Origin of the sequence: Iodobacter fluviatilis (assembly GCF_004194535.1) — a bacterium.
Lineage (GTDB): Bacteria > Pseudomonadota > Gammaproteobacteria > Burkholderiales > Chitinibacteraceae > Iodobacter > Iodobacter fluviatilis_A.
Window position 1 is genome coordinate 571,701 of sequence record NZ_CP025781.1, and the last position, 20,607, is coordinate 592,307.

19 protein-coding genes and 3 pseudogenes are annotated in these 20,607 nt (G+C 44.8%); 8 read left to right on the forward strand and 14 right to left on the reverse strand.

The window, feature by feature from the left end:
* Nucleotides 1–11 precede the first annotated feature (11 nt).
* Together nusA and rimP are read right to left on the reverse strand one after the other, a co-directional pair.
* Nucleotides 12–1,484 (reverse strand): transcription termination factor NusA, encoded by a 1,473-nt coding sequence (gene nusA / locus C1H71_RS02320; protein ID WP_130105132.1) that lies wholly within the window; start codon nucleotides 1,482–1,484, stop codon nucleotides 12–14.
* Nucleotides 1,485–1,533: 49 nt separating this feature from the next.
* A complete protein-coding gene (gene rimP, locus C1H71_RS02325; RefSeq protein WP_130105133.1) occupies nucleotides 1,534–1,968 on the reverse strand; it encodes a ribosome maturation factor RimP in 435 nt (144 codons plus the stop codon).
* A gap of 266 nt (nucleotides 1,969–2,234) precedes the next feature.
* Between rimP and C1H71_RS02330 the strand changes: the two genes are divergently transcribed.
* The 7 genes and pseudogenes from C1H71_RS02330 to C1H71_RS02360 all read left to right on the forward strand — a co-directional run.
* Nucleotides 2,235–3,896, forward strand: coding sequence for an AMP-binding protein (locus tag C1H71_RS02330; protein ID WP_130105134.1), 1,662 nt, complete (start codon nucleotides 2,235–2,237; stop codon nucleotides 3,894–3,896).
* Between the two features lie 11 nt (nucleotides 3,897–3,907).
* On the forward strand, nucleotides 3,908–5,047 hold the full coding sequence (locus C1H71_RS02335) for a PilT/PilU family type 4a pilus ATPase (protein WP_130105135.1): 1,140 nt from the start codon (nucleotides 3,908–3,910) through the stop codon (nucleotides 5,045–5,047).
* Nucleotides 5,048–5,137: 90 nt separating this feature from the next.
* The gene (locus C1H71_RS02340) at nucleotides 5,138–5,485 is read left to right on the forward strand and encodes an ArsC family reductase (protein ID WP_130105136.1); all 348 of its coding nucleotides are present in this window, start codon (nucleotides 5,138–5,140) and stop codon (nucleotides 5,483–5,485) included.
* Nucleotides 5,486–5,596: 111 nt separating this feature from the next.
* Nucleotides 5,597–6,727, forward strand: a complete 1,131-nt coding sequence (gene dapE / locus C1H71_RS02345) for a succinyl-diaminopimelate desuccinylase (RefSeq protein ID WP_130105137.1) — start codon at nucleotides 5,597–5,599, stop codon at nucleotides 6,725–6,727.
* A 236-nt stretch (nucleotides 6,728–6,963) separates the two neighbouring features.
* Nucleotides 6,964–7,110: pseudogene (locus tag C1H71_RS02350) on the forward strand (transposase); the annotation flags it as partial.
* A gap of 45 nt (nucleotides 7,111–7,155) precedes the next feature.
* Nucleotides 7,156–7,593 carry a hypothetical protein gene (locus C1H71_RS02355; protein WP_130105138.1) on the forward strand — a complete coding sequence of 146 codons (438 nt, stop codon included), beginning with the start codon at nucleotides 7,156–7,158 and terminating at the stop codon, nucleotides 7,591–7,593.
* Between the two features lie 126 nt (nucleotides 7,594–7,719).
* Nucleotides 7,720–8,478, forward strand: a pseudogene (locus C1H71_RS02360) (IS3 family transposase); the annotation flags it as partial.
* On the opposite strand, the gene C1H71_RS02365 reads toward C1H71_RS02360, so the two are convergent.
* The 11 genes from C1H71_RS02365 to C1H71_RS02415 all read right to left on the reverse strand — a co-directional run bounded on the left by C1H71_RS02365 (nucleotide 8,475) and on the right by C1H71_RS02415 (nucleotide 16,035).
* Nucleotides 8,475–8,714 carry a hypothetical protein gene (locus C1H71_RS02365; protein ID WP_130105139.1) on the reverse strand — a complete coding sequence of 80 codons (240 nt, stop codon included), beginning with the start codon at nucleotides 8,712–8,714 and terminating at the stop codon, nucleotides 8,475–8,477. The pseudogene C1H71_RS02360 and the gene C1H71_RS02365 sit on opposite strands and share 4 nt — an antisense overlap.
* Before the next feature lie 238 nt (nucleotides 8,715–8,952).
* Nucleotides 8,953–9,414, reverse strand: a complete 462-nt coding sequence (locus C1H71_RS02370; RefSeq protein ID WP_130105140.1) for a hypothetical protein — start codon at nucleotides 9,412–9,414, stop codon at nucleotides 8,953–8,955.
* Between the two features lie 57 nt (nucleotides 9,415–9,471).
* A complete protein-coding gene (locus tag C1H71_RS02375) occupies nucleotides 9,472–9,978 on the reverse strand; it encodes a hypothetical protein (protein WP_130105141.1) in 507 nt (168 codons plus the stop codon).
* Nucleotides 9,979–9,980: 2 nt separating this feature from the next.
* Nucleotides 9,981–10,682, reverse strand: a complete 702-nt coding sequence (locus tag C1H71_RS02380; RefSeq protein WP_130105142.1) for a hypothetical protein — start codon at nucleotides 10,680–10,682, stop codon at nucleotides 9,981–9,983.
* On the reverse strand, nucleotides 10,642–11,220 hold the full coding sequence (locus C1H71_RS02385; protein ID WP_130105143.1) for a type III secretion apparatus protein OrgA/MxiK: 579 nt from the start codon (nucleotides 11,218–11,220) through the stop codon (nucleotides 10,642–10,644). Before C1H71_RS02385 ends, C1H71_RS02380 begins: the two co-directional genes overlap by 41 nt.
* Entirely contained in the window at nucleotides 11,213–11,932 is a 720-nt protein-coding gene (locus C1H71_RS02390) for an EscJ/YscJ/HrcJ family type III secretion inner membrane ring protein (protein WP_130105144.1), read from the reverse strand. Before C1H71_RS02390 ends, C1H71_RS02385 begins: the two co-directional genes overlap by 8 nt.
* A complete protein-coding gene (gene sctI, locus C1H71_RS02395; RefSeq protein WP_130105145.1) occupies nucleotides 11,929–12,237 on the reverse strand; it encodes a type III secretion system inner rod subunit SctI in 309 nt (102 codons plus the stop codon). Before sctI ends, C1H71_RS02390 begins: the two co-directional genes overlap by 4 nt.
* A 48-nt stretch (nucleotides 12,238–12,285) precedes the next feature.
* Nucleotides 12,286–12,558 carry a type III secretion system needle complex protein gene (locus tag C1H71_RS02400; protein WP_130105146.1) on the reverse strand — a complete coding sequence of 91 codons (273 nt, stop codon included), beginning with the start codon at nucleotides 12,556–12,558 and terminating at the stop codon, nucleotides 12,286–12,288.
* A gap of 13 nt (nucleotides 12,559–12,571) precedes the next feature.
* Nucleotides 12,572–13,768: a PrgH/EprH family type III secretion apparatus protein gene (locus tag C1H71_RS02405; protein ID WP_130105147.1), complete on the reverse strand. Its 1,197-nt coding sequence runs from the start codon at nucleotides 13,766–13,768 to the stop codon at nucleotides 12,572–12,574.
* An 88-nt stretch (nucleotides 13,769–13,856) separates the two neighbouring features.
* The gene (gene iagB, locus C1H71_RS02410) at nucleotides 13,857–14,381 is read right to left on the reverse strand and encodes a type III secretion system invasion protein IagB (protein ID WP_308418297.1); all 525 of its coding nucleotides are present in this window, start codon (nucleotides 14,379–14,381) and stop codon (nucleotides 13,857–13,859) included.
* On the reverse strand, nucleotides 14,362–16,035 hold the full coding sequence (locus C1H71_RS02415) for a HilA/EilA family virulence transcriptional regulator (RefSeq protein ID WP_130105149.1): 1,674 nt from the start codon (nucleotides 16,033–16,035) through the stop codon (nucleotides 14,362–14,364). The genes iagB and C1H71_RS02415 overlap by 20 nt, the downstream gene beginning before the upstream one ends.
* 255 nt (nucleotides 16,036–16,290) lie before the next feature.
* On the opposite strand from C1H71_RS02415, the pseudogene C1H71_RS02420 reads away from it, so the two are divergent.
* A pseudogene (locus tag C1H71_RS02420) lies at nucleotides 16,291–17,132 on the forward strand (IS3 family transposase).
* Between the two features lie 48 nt (nucleotides 17,133–17,180).
* On the opposite strand, the gene C1H71_RS02425 reads toward C1H71_RS02420, so the two are convergent.
* Nucleotides 17,181–20,606 (reverse strand): hybrid sensor histidine kinase/response regulator, encoded by a 3,426-nt coding sequence (locus C1H71_RS02425; RefSeq protein ID WP_130105150.1) that lies wholly within the window; start codon nucleotides 20,604–20,606, stop codon nucleotides 17,181–17,183.
* Nucleotide 20,607: the final 1 nt, after the last annotated feature.

Genomic DNA, 20,607 nt, shown 5'->3' on the forward strand with positions numbered 1-20,607 from the left:
TCTCCCGAGCGTTAGGCGAACAAGTGCTCGCGCGCCTTCATGATCAGTTGCTTGGCAGCTTCTTCATCAATTCCGGTCATTTCTATTAATTCGTCGACGGCTAAGTCGGCGAGATCGTCTCGGGTATGCACCTCTTTATCAGCCAGAAGGGCTGCTAATTCTGGTGTCATTCCCTGAAGGTTTTTAAGGTCTTCTGCTTGATGCTCAAGCTTTTCTTCGCGAGCGATGGCTTGTGTTAACAAGGCATCCCGTGCGCGAGTACGCAGCTCATTGACGGCGTCTTCATCGAAAGCTTCAATTTCTAGCATCTCAGCAATCGGCACATAAGCCACTTCTTCTAGCGTGGTAAAGCCTTCTTCTACAAGAACGTCCGCTACTTCTTCGTCGACACCCAACACATCAATAAAGAGCTGACGCACATTGGCGAACTCTTCTTGGTGTTTTTGCTGAGCTTGGTCAACGGTCATGATATTGATCTTCCAACCAGTTAATTCAGCGGCTAGTTTCACATTCTGGCCACCGCGGCCAATGGCCATGGCTAGATTATCTTCATCTACCACAACATCCATACTGTGCGTTTCTTCATCAAGCATGATGGAGTTCACTTCAGCAGGAGACAGGGCGTTAATCACGAATTGCGCTGGATCTTGCGACCACAACACAATATCAACACGCTCACCAGCCAATTCATTCGTCACGGCATTCACGCGAGTTCCGCGCACACCGATACATGTGCCTTGTGGGTCGACACGTGCGTCGTTCGACTTAACCGCCACCTTGGCACGTGCACCCGCATCACGGGCTACGGCTTTGATCTCGATCAGCTGATTTTCAATCTCAGGCACTTCCATTTCAAAGAGCTTGGTCATGAATTCATTTGAAATTCGTGACAACACCAACTGTGGCCCACGTCCCATGCGATCAACACGCAATAAAAATGCTTTAACGCGATCGCCAACCCGTAAGTTTTCCTTAGGGATCATTTGATCACGTGGCAATACGGCTTCTAACTTACCCAGCTCAAGAATGGCACTGCCACGCTCAATACGTTTGATATTGCCAGAAACAATGAATTCGCTGCGTTGCAGGAAGTCATTCAGGTTTTGCTCGCGCTCTGCATCACGGATTTTTTGCAAAATCACTTGCTTAGCGGTTTGCGCGCCAATGCGACCAAATTCAATCGCTTCAAGCTCAACCATCCAAGTTTCGCCAACCTTGAGCTCTGGATCGTAATCCGGCACATCAGTCATGGCGATCTGACGAGATGGCTCTTCATGATCATTGTCTTCAACCACCGTCCAACAGCGAAAACTTCTGTAATCGCCGCTGTCTCGGTCGATATCCACTTGGATATCGACATCTTCTTCGTAACGTTTTTTGGTCGCCGAAGCCAGTGCCATTTCTAGTGCACTAAATACGACATCTTTTTCTACGTTCTTTTCACGCGCCAGCGCGTCGACCAGCAACAGAATTTCCCGGCTCATCTCACTACCCCTCCGGCAAACAACCCGAACATTCTAGGCTGATTAGTTCTTAAAACTGCGGCTCTAACCGCACCTTGTCAATTTGTGATTGCGGCAGGGATAGCTCTTGTCCATCGACTTCTACGCGCACCACATCATTTTCTAGCCCAATCAAAATACCGACGAGCTTTTTACGTTTATCCGGCAACGGTAAGCGCAATTTCACTTTTACCATCTGCCCAGCAAAGCGAGCAAAATCTGCCGCCTTCGCGATCGGACGATCCAGACCTGGGGATGAAACCTCTAAGCGCTCGTAATTCACGCCTTCAACAATAAAAAGTCGTTCAAGGTGATGACTTACAGTTACGCAGTCAGTCACATTAATACCACCCTCTTTATCTATAAAGACACGCACTAAGCCATTACGCGCCAGCTCCAGATCTACGAGTTCATACCCGAGCCCTGGCAGGGTAGTTTCCAGTACATCTTGTAAATTTGCCGCCATACATTCCTTCATCACTTATCTGGCTAATCCCGCCGCTGCATCCATCGTAAAAGCTGCACATCGAATACGGCACGCTATCGCCACAAACAAAAAATGGGCTGCAAAACTGCGCCCATTTCTTTACCACCTCTCCGGCCTTTTACCGAAGAAGGCGGGATTGTAACAGAAACAATCACTTGGCGAAACAGGGAACATAGATACTTGTTCACCTGACAGCAACACAATAGAGTTCTATGATTACCTGTAATTAAACAGAGGACAGTTAGATGGAACAAGCATGGTGGGCAAGCTATCAACCTGGGGTTCCCCAGACCATTGATATGAATGAATTCGCAGCAATACCTGCAGTACTTGCTCGCTCAGTAGAGCGTTTTAGCGAGCGGCCCGCTTTTCTTAATATGGGCAAGGCGATTACCTATAAAGAGCTTGATCAACAATCCTCTGCGTTTGCCGCCTATTTGCAGCAAGAGCTAAAACTTCCTCGTGGATCACGCGTTGCGGTGATGTTGCCTAATTTATTGCAATACCCCATCGCCATTTTCGGCATTTTGCGAGCGGGCATGGTGGTGGTTAACGTCAACCCACTCTATACACCACGCGAGCTAAGCCACCAATTAAAAGACTCCGGCTCAGTTGCCATCGTAATCTTGGCCAACTTTGCCCATACGCTTGAAGAAGTTATAAAAGAAACCGATGTAAAGCATGTTTTGCTGACCGAAATTGGTGACAGGCTGAGTTTCCCTAAGCGTTTGATCGTGAATGCCGTCGTCAAACACATCAAAAAAATGGTTCCAGCGTTTAATCTACCTGGCCATACCACCTTTAATGACGCCATTGAACGCGGCAACACGCTCACGGCCACACCAGTGAATCTTAACCACAGTGATATTGCATTTTTGCAATACACCGGCGGCACCACGGGCGTTTCTAAAGGCGCCATCCTTACTCACGGCAATATTGTTGCAAACATGCAACAAGCGCACGCATGGATTGCCCCTGTAGTGAATGAAGGCAGCGAAATGATTGTAACAGCGCTACCGCTTTATCATATCTTTTCGCTCACTGCGAACTGTATGGTTTTCTCTAAAATTGGTGCAACCAATCTACTGATTACCAATCCGCGCGACATTCCGGGCTTTATCAAAGAAATGGGTAAATATCCCGTTACCTGCATCACCGGCGTCAACACACTATTTAATGCATTATTAAATAATCCCAGTTTTGCAAAACTAGACTTTAGCAAATGGAAACTCGCCCTAGGCGGCGGCATGGCGGTACAACATGCGGTAGCAGAACGCTGGGTAAAATCAACCGGCGTGCGTTTAATTGAAGCTTACGGCTTAACCGAAACATCGCCAGCAGCCATGATGAATCCAATGAATTTACCAGAATTTAACGGCATGATTGGCCTACCTATCCCCTCCACCATTGGTGAAGTACGCAATGATGAAGGCCAAGCCCTACCTCCTGGCGAAGCGGGTGAGTTATTTATTCATGGCCCTCAAGTGATGGCGGGCTACTGGCAGCGTCCAGATGAAACGGCAAAAGTGCTGGGTAAAGATGGCTTTGTAAGTACGGGCGATATTGCCATCATGTCGGCAACGGGGTTTTTCCGCCTAGTTGATCGCAAGAAAGATATGATTTTAGTTTCAGGCTTTAACGTCTATCCTAATGAGATTGAAGACGTAGTGGCCAGCCTTGAGGGCGTTTTAGAGGTGGCCTGCATTGGTGTCAACGATGACAAATCTGGCGAAGCGGTAAAAATCTTTGTGGTTAAAAAAGATCCAAAACTAACTCAAGAAGACATCATTGCCCACTGCCGTAAAAACCTCACCAATTATAAAATTCCACGACAAGTGGAGTTTCGCGACAGCCTACCCAAGTCAAATGTAGGTAAAATACTGAGACGCGAATTGCGTCCTACTTAATCGAGTTTTTCATGAACCTTTTGCCGTTTTTTAAATTGATGGCGGAACGCAATGCTTCCGACTTGTTTCTTGCCGCTCAATCACCCATCGTAATTAAAATCGATGGCCTGTGTTATCCGGTGAATAATCAGGTCCTTGCTCCTGAGCACGTTAAGCAACTCGCCTATCAATTGATGACGCCTGAGCGGACTGCAGAATTTGAAAACACTTTGGAAATGAATTTTGCCTACCCTGTGGTTGGGGTAGGTAGTTTCCGTATCAATATCTTTAAAGCCCGCGGCTCTGTATCGATGGTGGCACGTTACATCCGCAGCAATATTCCCTCTTTTGACGAATTACGCGTGCCCCCTGTGCTCAAAGATCTGATCATGGAAAAGCACGGTATTATTCTTGTGGTTGGGGCGACCGGCTCAGGTAAGTCATCAACTATGGCCGCCATGCTCAACCACCGCAATGAGAATCATGCGGGCCATATTTTGACGATGGAAGACCCTATCGAATTTTTACACAAACACAAGAAATCCTTAGTTAATCAACGCGAAATTGGGATCGATACCAAGAGCTACCATGAAGCACTACGCAATGCGATGCGCGAAGCACCCAATGTGCTGATGATTGGTGAAATTCGTGACCGCGAAACGATGACGCATGCCATGCAATACGCGCAAGCAGGTCACCTCTGTATTTCTACTCTGCACGCCAATAATAGTTACCACTCCCTTTCACGTGTGGTTAATTTTTATCCGCAAGAATCGCGTGATGCACTGCTCTATGACTTGTCTTCATCTCTGAAAGCCATTGTTTCCCAGCGCCTCGTTAAAAACAAAGAAGGCAAGCTGGTTGCGGCAGTAGAAGTTCTACTCAACACCCCGCGCATTGCCGAGCTGATTCGCGCTGGCGAACTAAGCGACATCAAACAGGCGATGGAGCAAAGCCTTTCTGAAGGCTCACAAACCTTTGAACAAGCGCTATATAAACTCTACCGTAGTGGCGAAATCGAGCTAGACGAAGCACTTAAAAGCGCCGATTCGGCCACCAATCTATCTTGGCTGGTCAATAACGCGCAACCCCTTGTTGAGCACGAAGTCAGCACGGAAAACAAAGGTGCGAATGACGAACCCGACATGGGGTTTGATCTCTCTTTACACTAAGCAAAGTTGTAATTCCTTACACATCCTGCATTGCTAGCGGCAGCTCATCGCCGCTCCTTCCTCTATTTCATTATAGTAGAAAATATCCCCATGAAACTTTATGGCATTCCCAATTGCGACACCGTAAAAAAAGCCAAAACATGGCTCACCGAACAAGGCCACGATTTTGAATGGCACGATTATAAAAAAACCGGCATTAGCGCAGAGACACTGGAGCAATGGGCCGACCAAATCGGCTGGGAAACCCTTTTGAATCGCCAAGGCACAACTTGGCGTAAGCTTGATGCCGATACAAAAACAAAAATAGATAATAAACAAGCCGCAATCGCATTAATGCTCATACACACCTCCATCATTAAGCGCCCAATACTCGACAACAATGGTACGATCACGGTCGGTTTCAAACCTGATATGTATGCGGCACTGTTTTCACGCTGATTGCAGCGCAGCCAGCCCCTACACTTGCATCCAGTTACCCAACATCAAGTAGAGTCACAACAGGCTTCATACCCCGAGTCCTTCACTTTTTTCGAGACTGACGACACAGCAATGAACGACCCAACACTTGCACTAACCCAACAATTACTCCGCCAAGCCTCCGTCACCCCAGACGATGCCAATTGCCAAAATATGCTCGCAACCCGCTTAGCTGCTCTTGGTTTTAAGATTGAGCATATGCGTTTTGAAGATGTCGACAACCTGTGGGCGCGCTTAGGCGATAGCGGCCCAGTGCTTGTGTTTGCTGGACATACCGATGTTGTGCCAACTGGCCCATTGGAGCGCTGGCACTCCGATCCTTTTGAACCCACAATTCGGGATGGTCATTTATTTGGCCGAGGCGCGGCCGATATGAAAGCCTCTTTAGCGGCTTTTGTTGTGGCGTGTGAGCAGTTTTTAGCCAAGCAACCAACGCTTAAAGGCTCGATTGCTTTTTTAATTACATCTGACGAAGAAGGCCCTGCGCATCACGGCACGGTTAAAGTGATTGAAGCGCTCAAAGCGCGCGGAGAAGCCATTGATTACTGCATTGTTGGCGAGCCAACCTCAAGCGAAACCTTTGGTGACACCATCAAAAACGGTCGCCGTGGCTCGCTTTCTGGGCATTTAATTGTGCACGGTGTGCAAGGCCATATCGCCTACCCACACCTTGCAAAAAACCCCATTCACCTAATGGCCCCTGCACTAGCGGAGCTGGCGAGCACTGTTTGGGATCATGGCAATGAATACTTTCCGCCAACCACATGGCAAGTATCCAATTTAAACAGCGGTACGGGCGCGACCAATATTATTCCGAGCACCGTAGATGCTTTGTTTAATTTCCGTTTCAGCACCGCCAGCACAGCTGAATCATTAAAAGCCACCGTGCATGAAATTTTGGATCGGCACCAGCTTGAATATGAAATCGACTGGACGCTATCAGGCGAGCCATTTTTAACCGATCACGGCCAGCTAATCGAGGCTATGCGCTCAGCAGTCACCGAAGTTTGCGGTAATGCCCCTGCACTCAATACCGTGGGCGGCACTTCGGATGGGCGCTTTATCGCCAAGTATTGCCCCGAAGTGGTTGAGTTTGGCCCAATCAACAAAACTATTCATAAACTCAATGAATGCGTGGCGATAGAAGATTTACCTAAGCTTGCTGCTATTTATGAGAAAGCTTTAGAGAAGTTGATTGCCTAAAAAAAAGGAGAGAGGCACCCTCTCTCCCTACGCCACAAAAGCAAACGGCAGATATTTTACATTCAGGCTATGAAGGAATGGCAAAGCCTTTATTTGGCCAGGCGGGCCTGTATTTCAGCGTGCGAAACAATGATTCTGCATACGGATTGTCGTTGCTGACGCGGGGACGGTAATCCCCCCACAAAACCAACTCATTTTTAAGTAGAATTTTCTCGTAGTCTTTGAGGAGCTTCTACATGAAAGCAGCACGTTATTCTGACAGTCAGATTATTGCGATTTTAAAGCAGGCCGAAGCCGGCTCGACCGTCCCCGATCTGTGACGCGAGCACGGCATGAGTTCCGCCTCTTTTTATAAGTGGCGCGCTAAGTTTGGCGGCATGGACGGATAAAAAATTCGTTCTTTATGATCGGCTACCAAAACATTTTTCATGTTTAGAAAAGAAGAACTGATGTTTAATAGATTTAAAATTAGTAACCAAAGAAAAATACTCTACTGGCTCTTGATTTTTCTTGTTGGTTTTGCCTCGGGCTGCTTATGTTACAAGAGCATAAAAAAACAAGAGATGGAGGATTTACTATTTAATACTGTAATGAAAATGAAATTTTATCAAGAAAAGACAGATGTACGAATGATGCGTGCAGGTTTAACACAAGCAAGCATGGTAAATGCTGGTGATATTAATGATTTTAACGCCTCTATGTGCAGGTATTTAGCTCTGTATGTAAAAAATATTAGCGCCAATAAGACAAAACTCACGCCAGAAGAAATTAATATCGTTAAACGCACAGAAGACTATATCAAACAACAGCCTGTAGAATACAAGTGCTATGCCGCCTATCAATCCTCAGTTGTTCAGGCTAAGTAAACCGATTTTCTTTCACGTTGATTTCCGCTTTGGGTCGGGTGTCGCCGCCCACCCCTTGAATAAATGCATAAGTGCTATTGGCGACATCGGATAAGAACGGCTGGATAAATTGATAAGAATCTGCATCAGCGCCGCGAGATGGCTCACTGGGCCGTTGAAAGCAAGGCCGTTTCTATTCGCGTGGCTTGCGCCAGTTTTGCAATTAGCACGACTTTCTATCGCTATGTTCGTAAGCTAGATGTAGAAAACGCAAAAATTGTGGATTCGCTGATTCAACTCACTGAAACCAATCGAAACTGGGGCTTTGGCCTCTGCTTTTTGCATCTGCGAAATGTAAAGAAAAAGCGCTTAGAACGCGAAACACCAGCGCCAGCGCCAGCGCCAGCGCCATTAGCGGTGCCAGCGGCAAAAAATGAAACATGGTCGATGGATTTTATGCACGATCAATTAGCCGATGGCCGTAGCATTCGCTTATTCAATGTGATCGATGATTTTAATCGGGAAGGATTAGGCATTGAAGTCGATTTCTCTTTGCCAGCAGAACGCGTAATACGCAGCTTGAATCAAATCATTGAATGGCGCGGCAAGCCAAAACGAATCAGATCCGATAATGGCCCTGAATATATTAGTCACCTATTAAAAAATTGGGCAGAGCAACAATCGATTGAATTGGCCTATATTCAGCCCGGTAATCCGCAGCAAAATGCATATATCGAGCGTTATAATCGAACTGTGCGTTATGAATGGCTAGCTTGCGATGATTTTGAAAGCCTTGCTGAAGTACAAGAAACTGCGACACAATGGCTTTGGACATACAATAACGAACGCCCGCATATGGGATTGGGCGGCATCACCCCGAAACAAAAACTGGCATTACATGCCTAGCCTCTACTTTTAAGTGAGCTTAAAAATGGGGGGATTACCGTTGGTTTGGCTTTGCGTACCACCTTGGCAGAACGGCCACGATACTGAAGCTGATTGGCTTGCCGCAGCACGCAGTACATCGTTGATTCAGAAGCTAAATAGCAGCCTTCGTCGCTCAAAATTGGCACGATCTGGCTGGACGGAACGCTGTTAAAACGCGGGCTGTTGCATACCGATAAAATCGCTTGATGCTCCATTTCACTCAGCTTGTTAGCCGGATCTTTCCATGAGTAAGTTGAAATCCCTGAAAAGGGAGCATCTCAACTATCCTGACGCAGGGGGTCGGTGGAGGAACACAACTCGAAACTGGAGCTGGCAAGACGAAGTGCAACTCAGCCCGGGTCGGGTTATTGAGCCTAAAACAAGCGAGGAATTTTATAGGTAGCTTAAATCGTAAAAACATCTCAACTACTTTGACAATTACCGTGATGATGCTTACCAATCAACTTCTTCGGGTGATTTTCCTTCAGAGAATATTATGTCTTTCATCCATTCGTCCAACGTCATTTTTAAGTTCCATTTGCTTATTTGAACAACTTGTAGATTATCACCAAGAGGTTTGAGCTCTGGGTCAACAGCTATTTTGGACATGACTTCGCCAAGTATCTTCATCTGTTGCTCTGGTGTGTTATATGGAGATGCGTGGCTAGCGTTAAATTTATCCAGATAAGCACAAATAGCATTGGGGTCATTAGGATTAAGAAGAAGGAGCCCTTGGTAAAAAGCTTCATCTGTCTCACTCCAAACGGGGGCTGGTAGTGGTGTTGGTTTTTCTTTAGTATTTAGCTGCGATATATCCTGTGCTGCTTCTAACATCCTTTCCGATAGACTGTGCACATTGGGTGCGCTAAATGTGTTGTTATGCATAAATGAAATATTGCTATTGGCTGAGATCATTTTTTTCCATTTTATAGGTTTGGTTGAGTATAAAGTGCAGTAATTTTTATTGGCTATTTATGCGTTTTTACTTAGAGGCTTTACTCTGTTTAAGTAATAGCCTTCCAAGCTTAGACTGGCGCCAGAAGATGTTTTCACACCTATAATTTTTTGCACCCATCTGCTCATTTGCCTGTCTCTTTTGTTTGTTAAAAGAAGTTGGTAGTCCCTATAAAACTCTATGTTTTGCTCATTGCTCTGCTCTTGCTGAGCCATTGTTAGCTCTAAAATACTTATCGGTTGCTTTTGTAATAAATGGAGGAATGAAGAGTGAGGGTGAAATTTTTTAAAATTAGAATCGCAAGCAAGATAATGATCTGCGGGTAAAAAATAAAGATTTAGACAAAAAAGGTTGCCATCTGACTCTCTCGAGTCAGTTTTAGATTGCATTCTTGTTATGCTTGGCATACGTATTCCAGGGGCATTGTAAAGGGACTGCAATGCTCCTTTTGCGCTACGATCTAGCTTCAGCTCATTGCTCATGCTAAGTGGTATATTTTTCGGTAGATGGCTAATTGAGGTCATTTTTACTCGTTAGAATTCAGTTGTTGCGGCTGTGCGCTGAATTGGCTGATAAAAATATTTTGTAAAGATTGTAGGCTCGTTTGTGATAGTAAACGACATTCTGCTGGCATCTCGTACATGCCCTGCAATAGGCTTTGCGTCGCTTCAGAAATAAATTCGTCAGGGCTAAATTGGGCAATCTGATCTGCATAGCGCATCACAAACTGAGTATCCGCGTGATATTCAATTTGGATCTTGCCACCCCATAACTCTTGCAATGAATTTAGTAGCTGACTATGTGCCGCTCGACGGTGGAGCGGGAGCTGCAATTGCAATGTGCCTTGTGGCGATGGCGTATCAATGCCTCGTAGCCATTCATCCAGCAAAATAAGTAATAGATCTGGATGATCTAATGAGGCACTCAGCATTGCTTTTGCTTGCTCACCTAATTGATTATGAAAACGAAGGAGCAAGCTTTCACTTTCATCAATATGTTTTGCTACAGAGCTTGCGGCAGCAATGATACCATCTTGATAACCATTCATCCATGCCTGTGTGCGGATTTGTTGGGTTTCGACTTCTGCTTGCTTGAGCAGTTGTTTTGCCCGCTGGCGTGCTTCTGCAAGCAGGCTCAAAGCCTTGTGCTGCCTCGTTAGCTTATCGTGGGTGAGTAATACGTCTTCATCAGCTGTGATAGGCCGGAGCGTTGGGATGTCTTTGGGCATATTGAAGGGCCAAGGTGAATAAAAGGGGGTCAGCAGGGCTTGGAGGCCTTTCTGTCTGAATGTTATCTACAAAGGGTGGGAAAAGCAGAGCCAGCCTCTGCTGCAATGCAAGCGGCAGCATGCCTTGCCAAGCGGATAACTCGATGTAACTCTGCTTGAGTAAATCATTAAGATTGATTACTTCCCTACCCACACTTGCTTGTGCAGGACTTAGATCAAGCACAGCAAATTGCCGAGCCCATGCTGGCAAACGCTGCAAACCACCTTGACGTGCGAGCCTGGCACGTTGCCGTTGGCAGCTCATTAAAAATGCTGTTTGCGGCAAATGTAGCCAATTTAGAGCAACGTGTGCAACCATACTGCCGGGTATGAGCACGCTGCATTCGGTGTTGAGCTGGAGGCGATTTATTAATATTTTATTAATAATGTTGGCCTGAGCCTCACCACCTAGCATAGCGGGCAGATGTAAACGTGCCTCGTGCATATAAGAGAGAGGCTCATGCAAAATTTGGTTTAACACCTGCTGCAAATCAGGCATCGGTTGGCTTCTTTTTACGTCGTTTCCATAGCATAAATGCTGCTGAACTAACGAAAGTAAGCAGCAGAAGTAAGCTCAAAGCGAGTGTTGCTCCTGATATACCTTGTTGCTGTGTGGCTAAGCCTGGTGATTGGTATTGTGCCGGTGTACGTCGAGAAAGCACCACCGAAATATTGTCGTATTCCACTTCACTAAAGCTGTTTTTTAAGAAGCGTTTGATGTCACTAATCATGAGTGTGGCTTCAATATCTTTACCGTAGACAGCCAGTGCAGACAAGTGAATTGGTTTTGCCGCCCTGCTTTCGCTAGTGTCCAGATCATAGCTAACATGCACTCGTGCAGATAGAACGCCATCCATACTGCGTAATGATTGTTCTAGCCTTTGTTCTATGGCGGAATACAGCCGTGCTTTTTCAGCGCGTGGGGACGACACCAGCGAATCCGCAGGAAACATTTTCGCAATTTCCATGCGCGGGCGTGAAGGCAGGTCATGCGTTTTTAGCGTATCTACCGCAGCGGCAAAATCAACCGGTGCTACGGTGATGCTGTAGCCTGTTTTACCTTGATCTGCTTTATAGGCTTTAATATTGCTACGTTGTAGTACCGCGATCACTTCATTCACTTGGTCTTGATCAAGGCCTTTAAGTAAGTCTTGTTGCTGGCAACCGGCAAGCCCGAATATCAAGAGGGGAACAATAAGCAGTTTCATCATGAGCGTAGTAAAGATTCCACGGCACTCACAGCTTTACGGGTGAGCGTACTAATCATAGACACTTCCAAATTGTAGTTGGAGGTGCGCACTTGCAAATCGAATAGCGCCGCTGGATCGCTGAGTGTTTCGGGTTGAGAGAAGCGTTGCATCACTTCATTCTTATCAATCTCTGTTGCTACAGTTCTTTGGGCATAAGCTTGTAACAAACGGTCATCCAGAGAAATGACATCGCTATCACTGCCACTAATGTCACTAATTAGCGTGCTCAGTGCTTGGCTATGGTTGACGGGACTAGCAATACTCATAAATAGATCCTGTTAAAGCCAGCAGGATATACCTGCCAGCCGTGGTAATTAGCGGAAGTTCTGGATAATGGCCGCATCAATATCTTTGTATACTTTAACGACGTTGGACTGTGCGTTGCGGTATAAATTATATTCAGAGAGTGATGCTTGATATGCCGCTAGGTTTTCAGGTGCACCAGGATTGTCTTGAAGTTTTTTAAGAGCAGCATCAAGTGCGGTTTGGAGATTTGTAACACCCGCATTAAATTGCCCTGATAAATTAGTTAAATCGCCATCCCAAGGGCCTGCTGCGGGTGGGATTGGTGGTTGGAAGCCTGCCATTATGATTTCCTTGTTAAATAGGTTTAGGGAAGTACCAGTGTTGGGTCGTCATCTTGACGTAGCCCTGATTGCCATACTTGAAGGATTTACCTTTTAACCAGTCATCCTTCAGTTCAATAGCAAATTGCACATAGCGCCCGTCCCATTGTTGATAGTAATCATCAACAAAAGTACGAATACTTTGCAATTCGCTGTCTGCAAGTGCCCCTTCAATGACAAAAGTTACGCTGTCGGCGTTGTTGATACGAGTAAATGGTGCAGCTAGCCGCTCCAAGCCATCTTGTGCTTGCTGCGCAATGGATTGATCGCTTGCACTAACAATGTCTACACTACTGGCATAGGGAAATTCTATTTTTAACTTGCTGCTAAGCGCTCGTCGAGCTTCTGGGCTAAGTGCGCTACGCTCTTGGCTTAAGACCAGTCGTGGCGTAATTGGCTTGTCTAATATTAAGCGGTGATAGTTTAGGCTGGGCTCATTGGTAGCCAGCCAAGTCCGGATGCGTCGAGCTTCATCTTGTTGGCTAATCACTTGAGCTTGTTTAGAAAAATCACTGCGCACTATCGCTTGTCTAGCCCAAGATGTATCGCGTTCATTGTTCGTAATGACATAGAACTGATGATCTCTCCCACTCAATATTTGATAGCGACTTGTCTTATCACCAAGTACATCAGACAAGCTGACAATTTGCCGCTGAGTGACATCCCAAGGGTATAAAAATAAACCTGTACCGCCAAGTAGAACAACAACCATAACAATTAGTAGCGGACGAAATCCTCGTTGTGTTACCAAGGGTAATTTGTCTTTGGGCGACGCAGGAGCAGCTTGAAGGTAGTCTGTTACCTCTTTTGACCAGCTATCTTCTACCCTGCGGATTGCAATGGCGAGCTCACCAACATGACTGACTGTGTTGAATAGATAAGCTATTTCTTTTACTGGTTCAGCAACAGCAAGCTCATGAATGGTCAGCGTATCGCTCGGTGCTTCTTTCGCCTGCACTTCAAAATTAACACCACCATTTGTCATGGGGACAAATATTGTATTTGCAGGTAATGAAGGCAGGTGTTGCTGAGTTAGCAGCTCGTCCTCGTTGCCGACAATAAACAACGTATTCCCTACGGGCAATTCAAACTCACAGCCACGTAATATGCCGTTCAATAGGCGGATGACGATAATTGGGGGCATTTCTTTTTCCAAGGACTCAGTAGCCATGATAAATATTTTTAAGAAGAAATTTAGCGTCTAGCGTGCTAGCTATAGGATGATATAGCGATGACAGGGATAACATCCTGATGGAAAACTAATCAATTCTCGGTTTGCTGGTTACAGGCAAAAAGCTGTGCTGATTTAGGGCGTTTCTATTTATAGCTTTGTTGCCAGCTTGCAAACGTTGATATCGTTGCCAGACTTGTTCGGCATAACGCATTCTCAGCGCTTGGCGATTTACCCCCATGCCTGCGTTATAAGCTCCAACTGCTTCCCATGAATAGCCATAGCGTTTCATCATATCAGACAGAATTGAGGCTCCAATGATGATGGAGAGGCAACTATCTTGGCGCAACTGCTTTTCATCTATGCCCATTTTTTTTAGGCGTGGTAAATGCACACTGTTAATTTGCATTAATCCAATATCATTAGTGCCATTATTGTTACTATTACTTGCTTGTGGATTTAAGCCTGATTCTTGCTGGGCAATGGCATAGAGCAATTCTGGGGCAATACCAAAACTTTGCCCTGCACGTTCCCAGCAATCCGCCCATGCCGACGGTAAATAGAGTATTAATAACAAAAAAAATGAACGCACTTTAGGCCACCTGCAGCGCATCGCTGGATGAGTAGAGCGTGCTTAGCCTAGGGTCATGTCTCCATGTAGAGAGCCATGGGCAGGTTTGCGTTGCTATTTCTTGCTCTAAAGTGGTCGCTGCGTGTAGTCCCTGGTGCTGTAAAACAATGGGAAGGACTGCAGATTGAATTTGGCGGCTGTCTATGTTTTCTAAAATTGTGGCGACTAACTGGTGTGCACCATGCGTTTGAGCCATGAGATGTACATAGCCATAATTAAGGCACATTACCCCTGCTTCTTCGCCTGATTCACGGGCTGCTTGGGCTAGTTCCAAAGCTTGTTTGTGGTCTCCTTGCCATGACAAAATAACCGCAAGCAGATTTTGTAGAATAGGGTGCTCTTGTGCATATTGGCAGAGCTGAGTTTTGCCTAGTGCAATGGCTGAGTGCGAGTCTTGCGTCAGAAAACATAGCCATATATTAAGAATACTTGCTGCTATGAGCGTAGGCGCATGGTGCACACTTAATTCACTTGCCGTAATAGCCTCATTTAAGCGGCCACTTAACAACAAATGCCAAGCATGATAATAGTGCACTTCGGCAGCTTCAGGTGCGAGCAAAAGAGCCTGTATAAATAAGCTATCTGCAATGGAGTAGCTAGCATTTAGACTACTAAGTAGTGCCAATAATGCGATCGTCAGTGGATTGTAATGGTCTAGTGCAAGCGCTTTATCGACCGCGATTTGGGCTTGTTGTAGAGCATGTTTCTGATCAAACAGCCCGAGTTGTGCTTGCGCTAAATAACATTCAGCAAGCCCACACCAAGCCATTGCGTTATCAGGATAATTACTTAAGCACTGCTTAAATAAAGTTAAGGCACGTCTAAGACTCGACGGCGTGTGAAGATGTAGCTCATAACGTGCATTTAAGTAGGAGATGGTGACATCTCGTGAAACTAAGGGGGCGGCCTTATGACCGCCCCAGTTTAGGTCAGGAATATAGCGAGGCAGTGTGGAAGCCAATCGTCGTTGTAGCTTGCCGATGTCAAGATCAGCGCCAATGTCTATCATCTCTCGGTGAACTAATTGATGGTTATTGGCTTTTACTAGTTCAATACGCAATTGGCGTTTGTCATCGCTGATTACCGAGTGCCCAGCAAGATAATAATCAGGGCGAAACATTTCTATAAGCGTTATGATTTCAGCTGGACTATGGCAGTCTTGAGTTATGGTGGCAGGAAGAACAGTCAGCCCATATGGTGAATAATGTAATAGCCCTTGCACTAAAGCGTCGTGCAGTTCCTGAGTATCTACATCTGTATTGATATGAAATGGGAGCAACGCGATTGTGCATTTTCTAGAGGGTGACTCAGTAAGGGCAACGCTGGCAACTGGGCGAGAAAAGCGATAGCCCTTGCCGTAAATAGTATCAATATAGCGATTATTTTTATCTTCCAGAAGCGCTTTACGCAAGGCATGGATACACCTTGTTAGTGATTCCTCGCTAACTTCTATATTGGACCATACGTGATCTAGTAATTTATCCTTGGTCACTAACTCACCAGCGCATTCCAGCAGCATTACGAGAACTGAAAGTTCTTTGGGGGGGAGATTAATTTGCTTTTCTTTATGTTGAAGCACACCATTCGCTTGCAAAATAAAATCGCTAAAAATATATTGCGTATTTTTACTTGTCATAGTTTTATTTCCTTCATGGATACGCTTTGCAAACGGATTTCCTAGGTTCGGAAGGACTATGCAACATATATTGTGCGATCTCGCAAAAGCGTAAAGAGCTAACGAGTATAAGAAGTGAAAGTGAGAATAACCATAAGAAAAATCTTATATAATCATTAGGTAATCCCCCACAAAACGAGGTCATTTTTAAGTAGAATTTTCTCGTAATCTTTGAGGGGTTTTACATGAAAGCCGTAGGCAATTTAACGCCAGATTATGGAAATTTTAAAGCAAGCAGAAGCCGGTTCGACCGACTCTGATCTGTACCGCAAGTGCGGGATGAGTTCTGCCTCTTTCTATAAGTGGCGCGCTAAGTTTAATGGTAGGGGCATTTCCATGATGGCGCGGATGAAAGAGCTGGAGGACTAAAACAAACGGCTTAAAGATGTATATCGAAGCAGCTCACTGAAACAAATTGAAACTGGGGCTTTGGCCTGTGCTTTTGCATCTGCGCAACAAAAAGCGTTGGAACCATAAACGTATTAACCGGATTTACTGCGATTTAGAATTAAATCTGCGGATAAAGCCTAAAAAATACTTAGAACACTAAACGCCAGCGCCATTAACAGTGCCAGCGTCAAAAAATGAAACATAGTCGATGGATTTGATGCGCGATCAATTAGCCGATGACTGCAGTATTCGCTTATTTAATGTGATTGATGATTTTAATCGAGATGGGATTGCGCATAGAAGTCGATTTCTCTTTGCCAGCAGAGCGTGTAATACGCAGCTTGAATCAAATCATTGAATGGCGCGGCAAGCCCAAGCGAATCAGGACCAATAATGGCCCTGAATATATTAGTCACCTATTAAAGAATTGGGCAGAGCAACAATCGATTGAATTGGCCTATATTCAGCTCGGCAATGCGCAGCAGAATGCGTATATTGAGCGCTATAATCGCACCGTGCGTTATGAATGGCTGGCCTGCGATGATTTTGAAAGCCTTGCTGAAGTACAAAAAACCGCAACGCAATGGCTTTGGATTTACAATAACGAACGCCCTCATATGGGATTGGGCGGCATCACCCCGAAACAAAAAATGACAACATATGCCTGACCTCTACTTTTAAGTGAACTTAAAAACAAGGGGATTACCTTAAGCATATTACTTATAGTGACTAACAATATTAGACATGATGGATAGAAATTCAGATAAAAGCGTATTTATCTGCGTAAACTCACCCAATCTAAGCTGCTGTTGCAAGGCCTCACAAACTTTCAAAGCAGGTTTTTCATCTAGAACAAGTAAGCCACCCTTTATTTTATGCAAACACCTCTCAAAACGCTGCAAATCTTTAGCATTTGCTGCATCTTGTAAGCTAAGCCGATCAAACTCCCAAGAAACAAGAAAAACCTTTTCTAACTCTACATCTCTAAACGTTTCTAGTCGCCCTCTTACCCCATCTAACATTTCAGGTGTGGATAAGTGCAAAATACGTCCAAGAGTCTGACCCAATTGCATAATTGATAATGGTTTTAGCAAAATAGCAGCAAAATCTTCCCCTTCTGCTCGCCAATCATCATAAGCATTTGCAGTATGAACAAGCAGTGGCGTTGTAATTCCAGATTGCCTCATTGCCTTTAATAAAGCTTGCCCCCCCATTATCGGCATATAAAGATCGGTAATCACTAGATCGTAATTCTGCTGAAGACAACAATTGAATGCTTGCTGTCCATTGCTAACACTATCAACATGAATATAGCCAAGAGCATTTAATTGGTGCTCCAGTAGCAGGAGATTTGTCTCATCATCCTCCGCAATCAAGATTCGCACTTCTTGCCGACTATTTAGGACTCGGGCCTCCTGTTGAAATACAGGTAAAGACATATCCTGCTTATATGCACACGACATAAGCGCATACCCAAGTGCAGCGCGGCTCAGCGAGGTCACATAGATAATTCCTTCACGTGTTTCTGGATGTAAAGGACCATCAAAAGATACAACAATAATTTGCTTAAACTGTTGCAACTGCCCAGACAAACAATCAGAAGGCAAACAAGATTCATTATGGGCAAGGAGCAATATTTTATTACTCGCCCCAAGCGGATCAAGATCAGATATATCAGCCAAATTTATCACTTCATGGATATCAACACCTGGCAATTGAGATGTCACCTGGTTAAGTAACGTGCTTTTCCATGTTGGCGACTTACAAACTATCAGCACTTCAGTTATAAATAATGTCGAATTTGAATGTATTACTTCTGCTAAATCAGCTATTTTCTTTGAAGGAAATTGGACAGTAAAGATACTTCCCTCCCCTTCTTCACTATCCAAATAAATAGAACCACCAGCCAACTCAAGCAACCGTCGACAAAGTGACAATCCCAATCCCGATCCGCCAAAACGCTCCGCGATGTCCTTATTCGCCTGTGTATATAAATCAAAAACTGCAGCTTGCCGATCAAGTGGAATACCAATACCTGAATCAGCAACACTTAATTTAATCCAAGAGTCACTCGGCCCTAGATCTTCGACAGTGGCATAGAACGTAATTGAGCCTTGTTGAGTAAATTTCACGGCATTACCTAGCAAATTCATAATAATCTGCGAAATTCGGTGTCCATCTACCTCCCAAACTGCAAATAGTGGAGCGTCAATCAAACAGTAAAAATTCAGGCCTTTTTTAGCGATCAAAGGAGAAAATGTTTGCGCACAACGCTCCATCAACTCACCGACCTTCACATGTGCCAATTCCAACTTAAGCTCCTGAGCTTCTACTTTGGATAAATCAAGAATATTATTAGTCAGTACCAATAGAGCATCAAAAGCACGACGGATAGTGATAAGACGGGCACGCTGAGCAGTAGATAATACCTCCCCCTCAAGCAGTTCAATATTGCCAAGCGCACCGTGCAGTGGTGTACGAATTTCATGGCTCATCATGGCCAGAAACACTGATTTAGCTTTGTTAGCCTCATCTGCCAGCAGACTAGTTTCTTCTAACAATGCCTCGGCCCTTTTACGTTCTGTGATGTCAGTCAAGGAGCAAAGTACAACATCCTGATTCTGATAACGCACCCAAGATAAATCCGCTACAAGCTCTACAATGCCCCCCTCGCTGGATCTTGCAGTTACATCTTTTCGTAAAACAATCTGCTTATTATCCCTATTTGCCTCCGCTGAAAAAAACACCTCATCCAATAGTGGACGATAAAAGGACTCTCCTTTTCCTAATTGCTGCCCCGTCAGCCCATATGCAATCTCGTTTTGCATCAAAATAACTTGTCTAAGTGGATCGAGTACCGCCAAGCCTACAGGCGCCATCGCAAAAACAGTACGATTAAATGCCTCACTTTCATAAACCGCACGTGCTTTTTTCTGCATAGAGGCCAGAACGATACGATCCAATAAAATCACATAACCCCATAAAATACACAATAGAGCAGAGAGAACGGCTACCGAAATCCATAACTCTTTGCGCAAATACTGAGCAACCATGGGCCAATCAAAAACATACACCGCAACCCAATCAGGTCCAGGAATCTTTTGCGTTATGAGAAATGTACCTTTTCTATAAGCAAGCTGAACTTGGTCACTCGCATTTTCTAATACATCAGGAAGCGCACGTAATATCTTTGCCCAATTTGCTTCACGCTCCTTCGTTGCATCAAGCCCAAACAAGGTGTAATGATCTTGAGCAACCACAAGAAAATCAGATAAATGCTTTGACTGCTGAAAAAGCCGTTCGAATTGTATAACCGGCATGGTAAAAACAATGACCGCCATACGTTTACCATTATTAAATACTGGCTTGGCAATCTGCAAGATAAGCTCACCGGTTACTGGATCTCGTGAAAGAGGCACCCAGATCACGCAGCACTTATTCAGTAACCTATTTTCAGAGTACTTAGACATTTCAACCTCAACACGAGCGATTTGTCTAGATATCTCCAACTGCACTCCCCCCTGCTTTATATCCTGCAAAACAGACTCGGGAAGAGGGGGGGTCACAGCAAGGAAGCGCTTGTCAACACTATATACAAAACCACTCATCGCACTATTTGACTGCCTAATTCCTATTAAGGAGAACCTCGACATTTCTTGCGTAAGTCGCAACAACATAGAAAGGGAAGCTGCATCCTCTGTTTGCGTCAAAGTAGATAACACAGAAAAAGGCGTCACAGATATTTCACGCCTTGTATTTATTACATTATTTTTCTGTAATAAAACCTGCCGATACCGCTCTGAGGGTATAATATTGCGCTCATTTTTATGATTAATCGTTTCATAAGACTCAACCAGCTGCCTAAGCAACAACTGATAACGGTCCACTTCACGTGTTAATAAGTCACGCTGTATTAAGAAACGCTGCTGCCGCTCATTCACGAAATAATCAAAATTCATATAAATGCCGACAAGCATCATACCGATGCTAGCAAAGCTTAAAATATACGCCCCGCCGTACAATAAGCGTCTTGCATAGCTGATAGAACGATCAGGAGAAGAACTATTAAATCGCTTAGAGTCAAAAACAAACCGCCTATATTTGGCAAATTTGACAATTAGCAATTGCTTAAACCCGCTCATT

Coding starts and splice junctions, on each gene's coding strand:
- nusA (WP_130105132.1), bottom strand. CDS start 1,484: ATGAGCCGGGAAATTCTGTTGCTGGTCGACGCGCTGGCGCGTGAAAAG.
- rimP (WP_130105133.1), bottom strand. CDS start 1,968: ATGGCGGCAAATTTACAAGATGTACTGGAAACTACCCTGCCAGGGCTC.
- C1H71_RS02330 (WP_130105134.1), top strand. CDS start 2,235: ATGGAACAAGCATGGTGGGCAAGCTATCAACCTGGGGTTCCCCAGACC.
- C1H71_RS02335 (WP_130105135.1), top strand. CDS start 3,908: ATGAACCTTTTGCCGTTTTTTAAATTGATGGCGGAACGCAATGCTTCC.
- C1H71_RS02340 (WP_130105136.1), top strand. CDS start 5,138: ATGAAACTTTATGGCATTCCCAATTGCGACACCGTAAAAAAAGCCAAA.
- dapE (WP_130105137.1), top strand. CDS start 5,597: ATGAACGACCCAACACTTGCACTAACCCAACAATTACTCCGCCAAGCC.
- C1H71_RS02355 (WP_130105138.1), top strand. CDS start 7,156: ATGTTTAGAAAAGAAGAACTGATGTTTAATAGATTTAAAATTAGTAAC.
- C1H71_RS02365 (WP_130105139.1), bottom strand. CDS start 8,714: ATGGAGCATCAAGCGATTTTATCGGTATGCAACAGCCCGCGTTTTAAC.
- C1H71_RS02370 (WP_130105140.1), bottom strand. CDS start 9,414: ATGATCTCAGCCAATAGCAATATTTCATTTATGCATAACAACACATTT.
- C1H71_RS02375 (WP_130105141.1), bottom strand. CDS start 9,978: ATGACCTCAATTAGCCATCTACCGAAAAATATACCACTTAGCATGAGC.
- C1H71_RS02380 (WP_130105142.1), bottom strand. CDS start 10,682: ATGCCCAAAGACATCCCAACGCTCCGGCCTATCACAGCTGATGAAGAC.
- C1H71_RS02385 (WP_130105143.1), bottom strand. CDS start 11,220: ATGCCTGATTTGCAGCAGGTGTTAAACCAAATTTTGCATGAGCCTCTC.
- C1H71_RS02390 (WP_130105144.1), bottom strand. CDS start 11,932: ATGATGAAACTGCTTATTGTTCCCCTCTTGATATTCGGGCTTGCCGGT.
- sctI (WP_130105145.1), bottom strand. CDS start 12,237: ATGAGTATTGCTAGTCCCGTCAACCATAGCCAAGCACTGAGCACGCTA.
- C1H71_RS02400 (WP_130105146.1), bottom strand. CDS start 12,558: ATGGCAGGCTTCCAACCACCAATCCCACCCGCAGCAGGCCCTTGGGAT.
- C1H71_RS02405 (WP_130105147.1), bottom strand. CDS start 13,768: ATGGCTACTGAGTCCTTGGAAAAAGAAATGCCCCCAATTATCGTCATC.
- iagB (WP_308418297.1), bottom strand. CDS start 14,381: ATGCGCTGCAGGTGGCCTAAAGTGCGTTCATTTTTTTTGTTATTAATA.
- C1H71_RS02415 (WP_130105149.1), bottom strand. CDS start 16,035: ATGACAAGTAAAAATACGCAATATATTTTTAGCGATTTTATTTTGCAA.
- C1H71_RS02425 (WP_130105150.1), bottom strand. CDS start 20,606: ATGAGCGGGTTTAAGCAATTGCTAATTGTCAAATTTGCCAAATATAGG.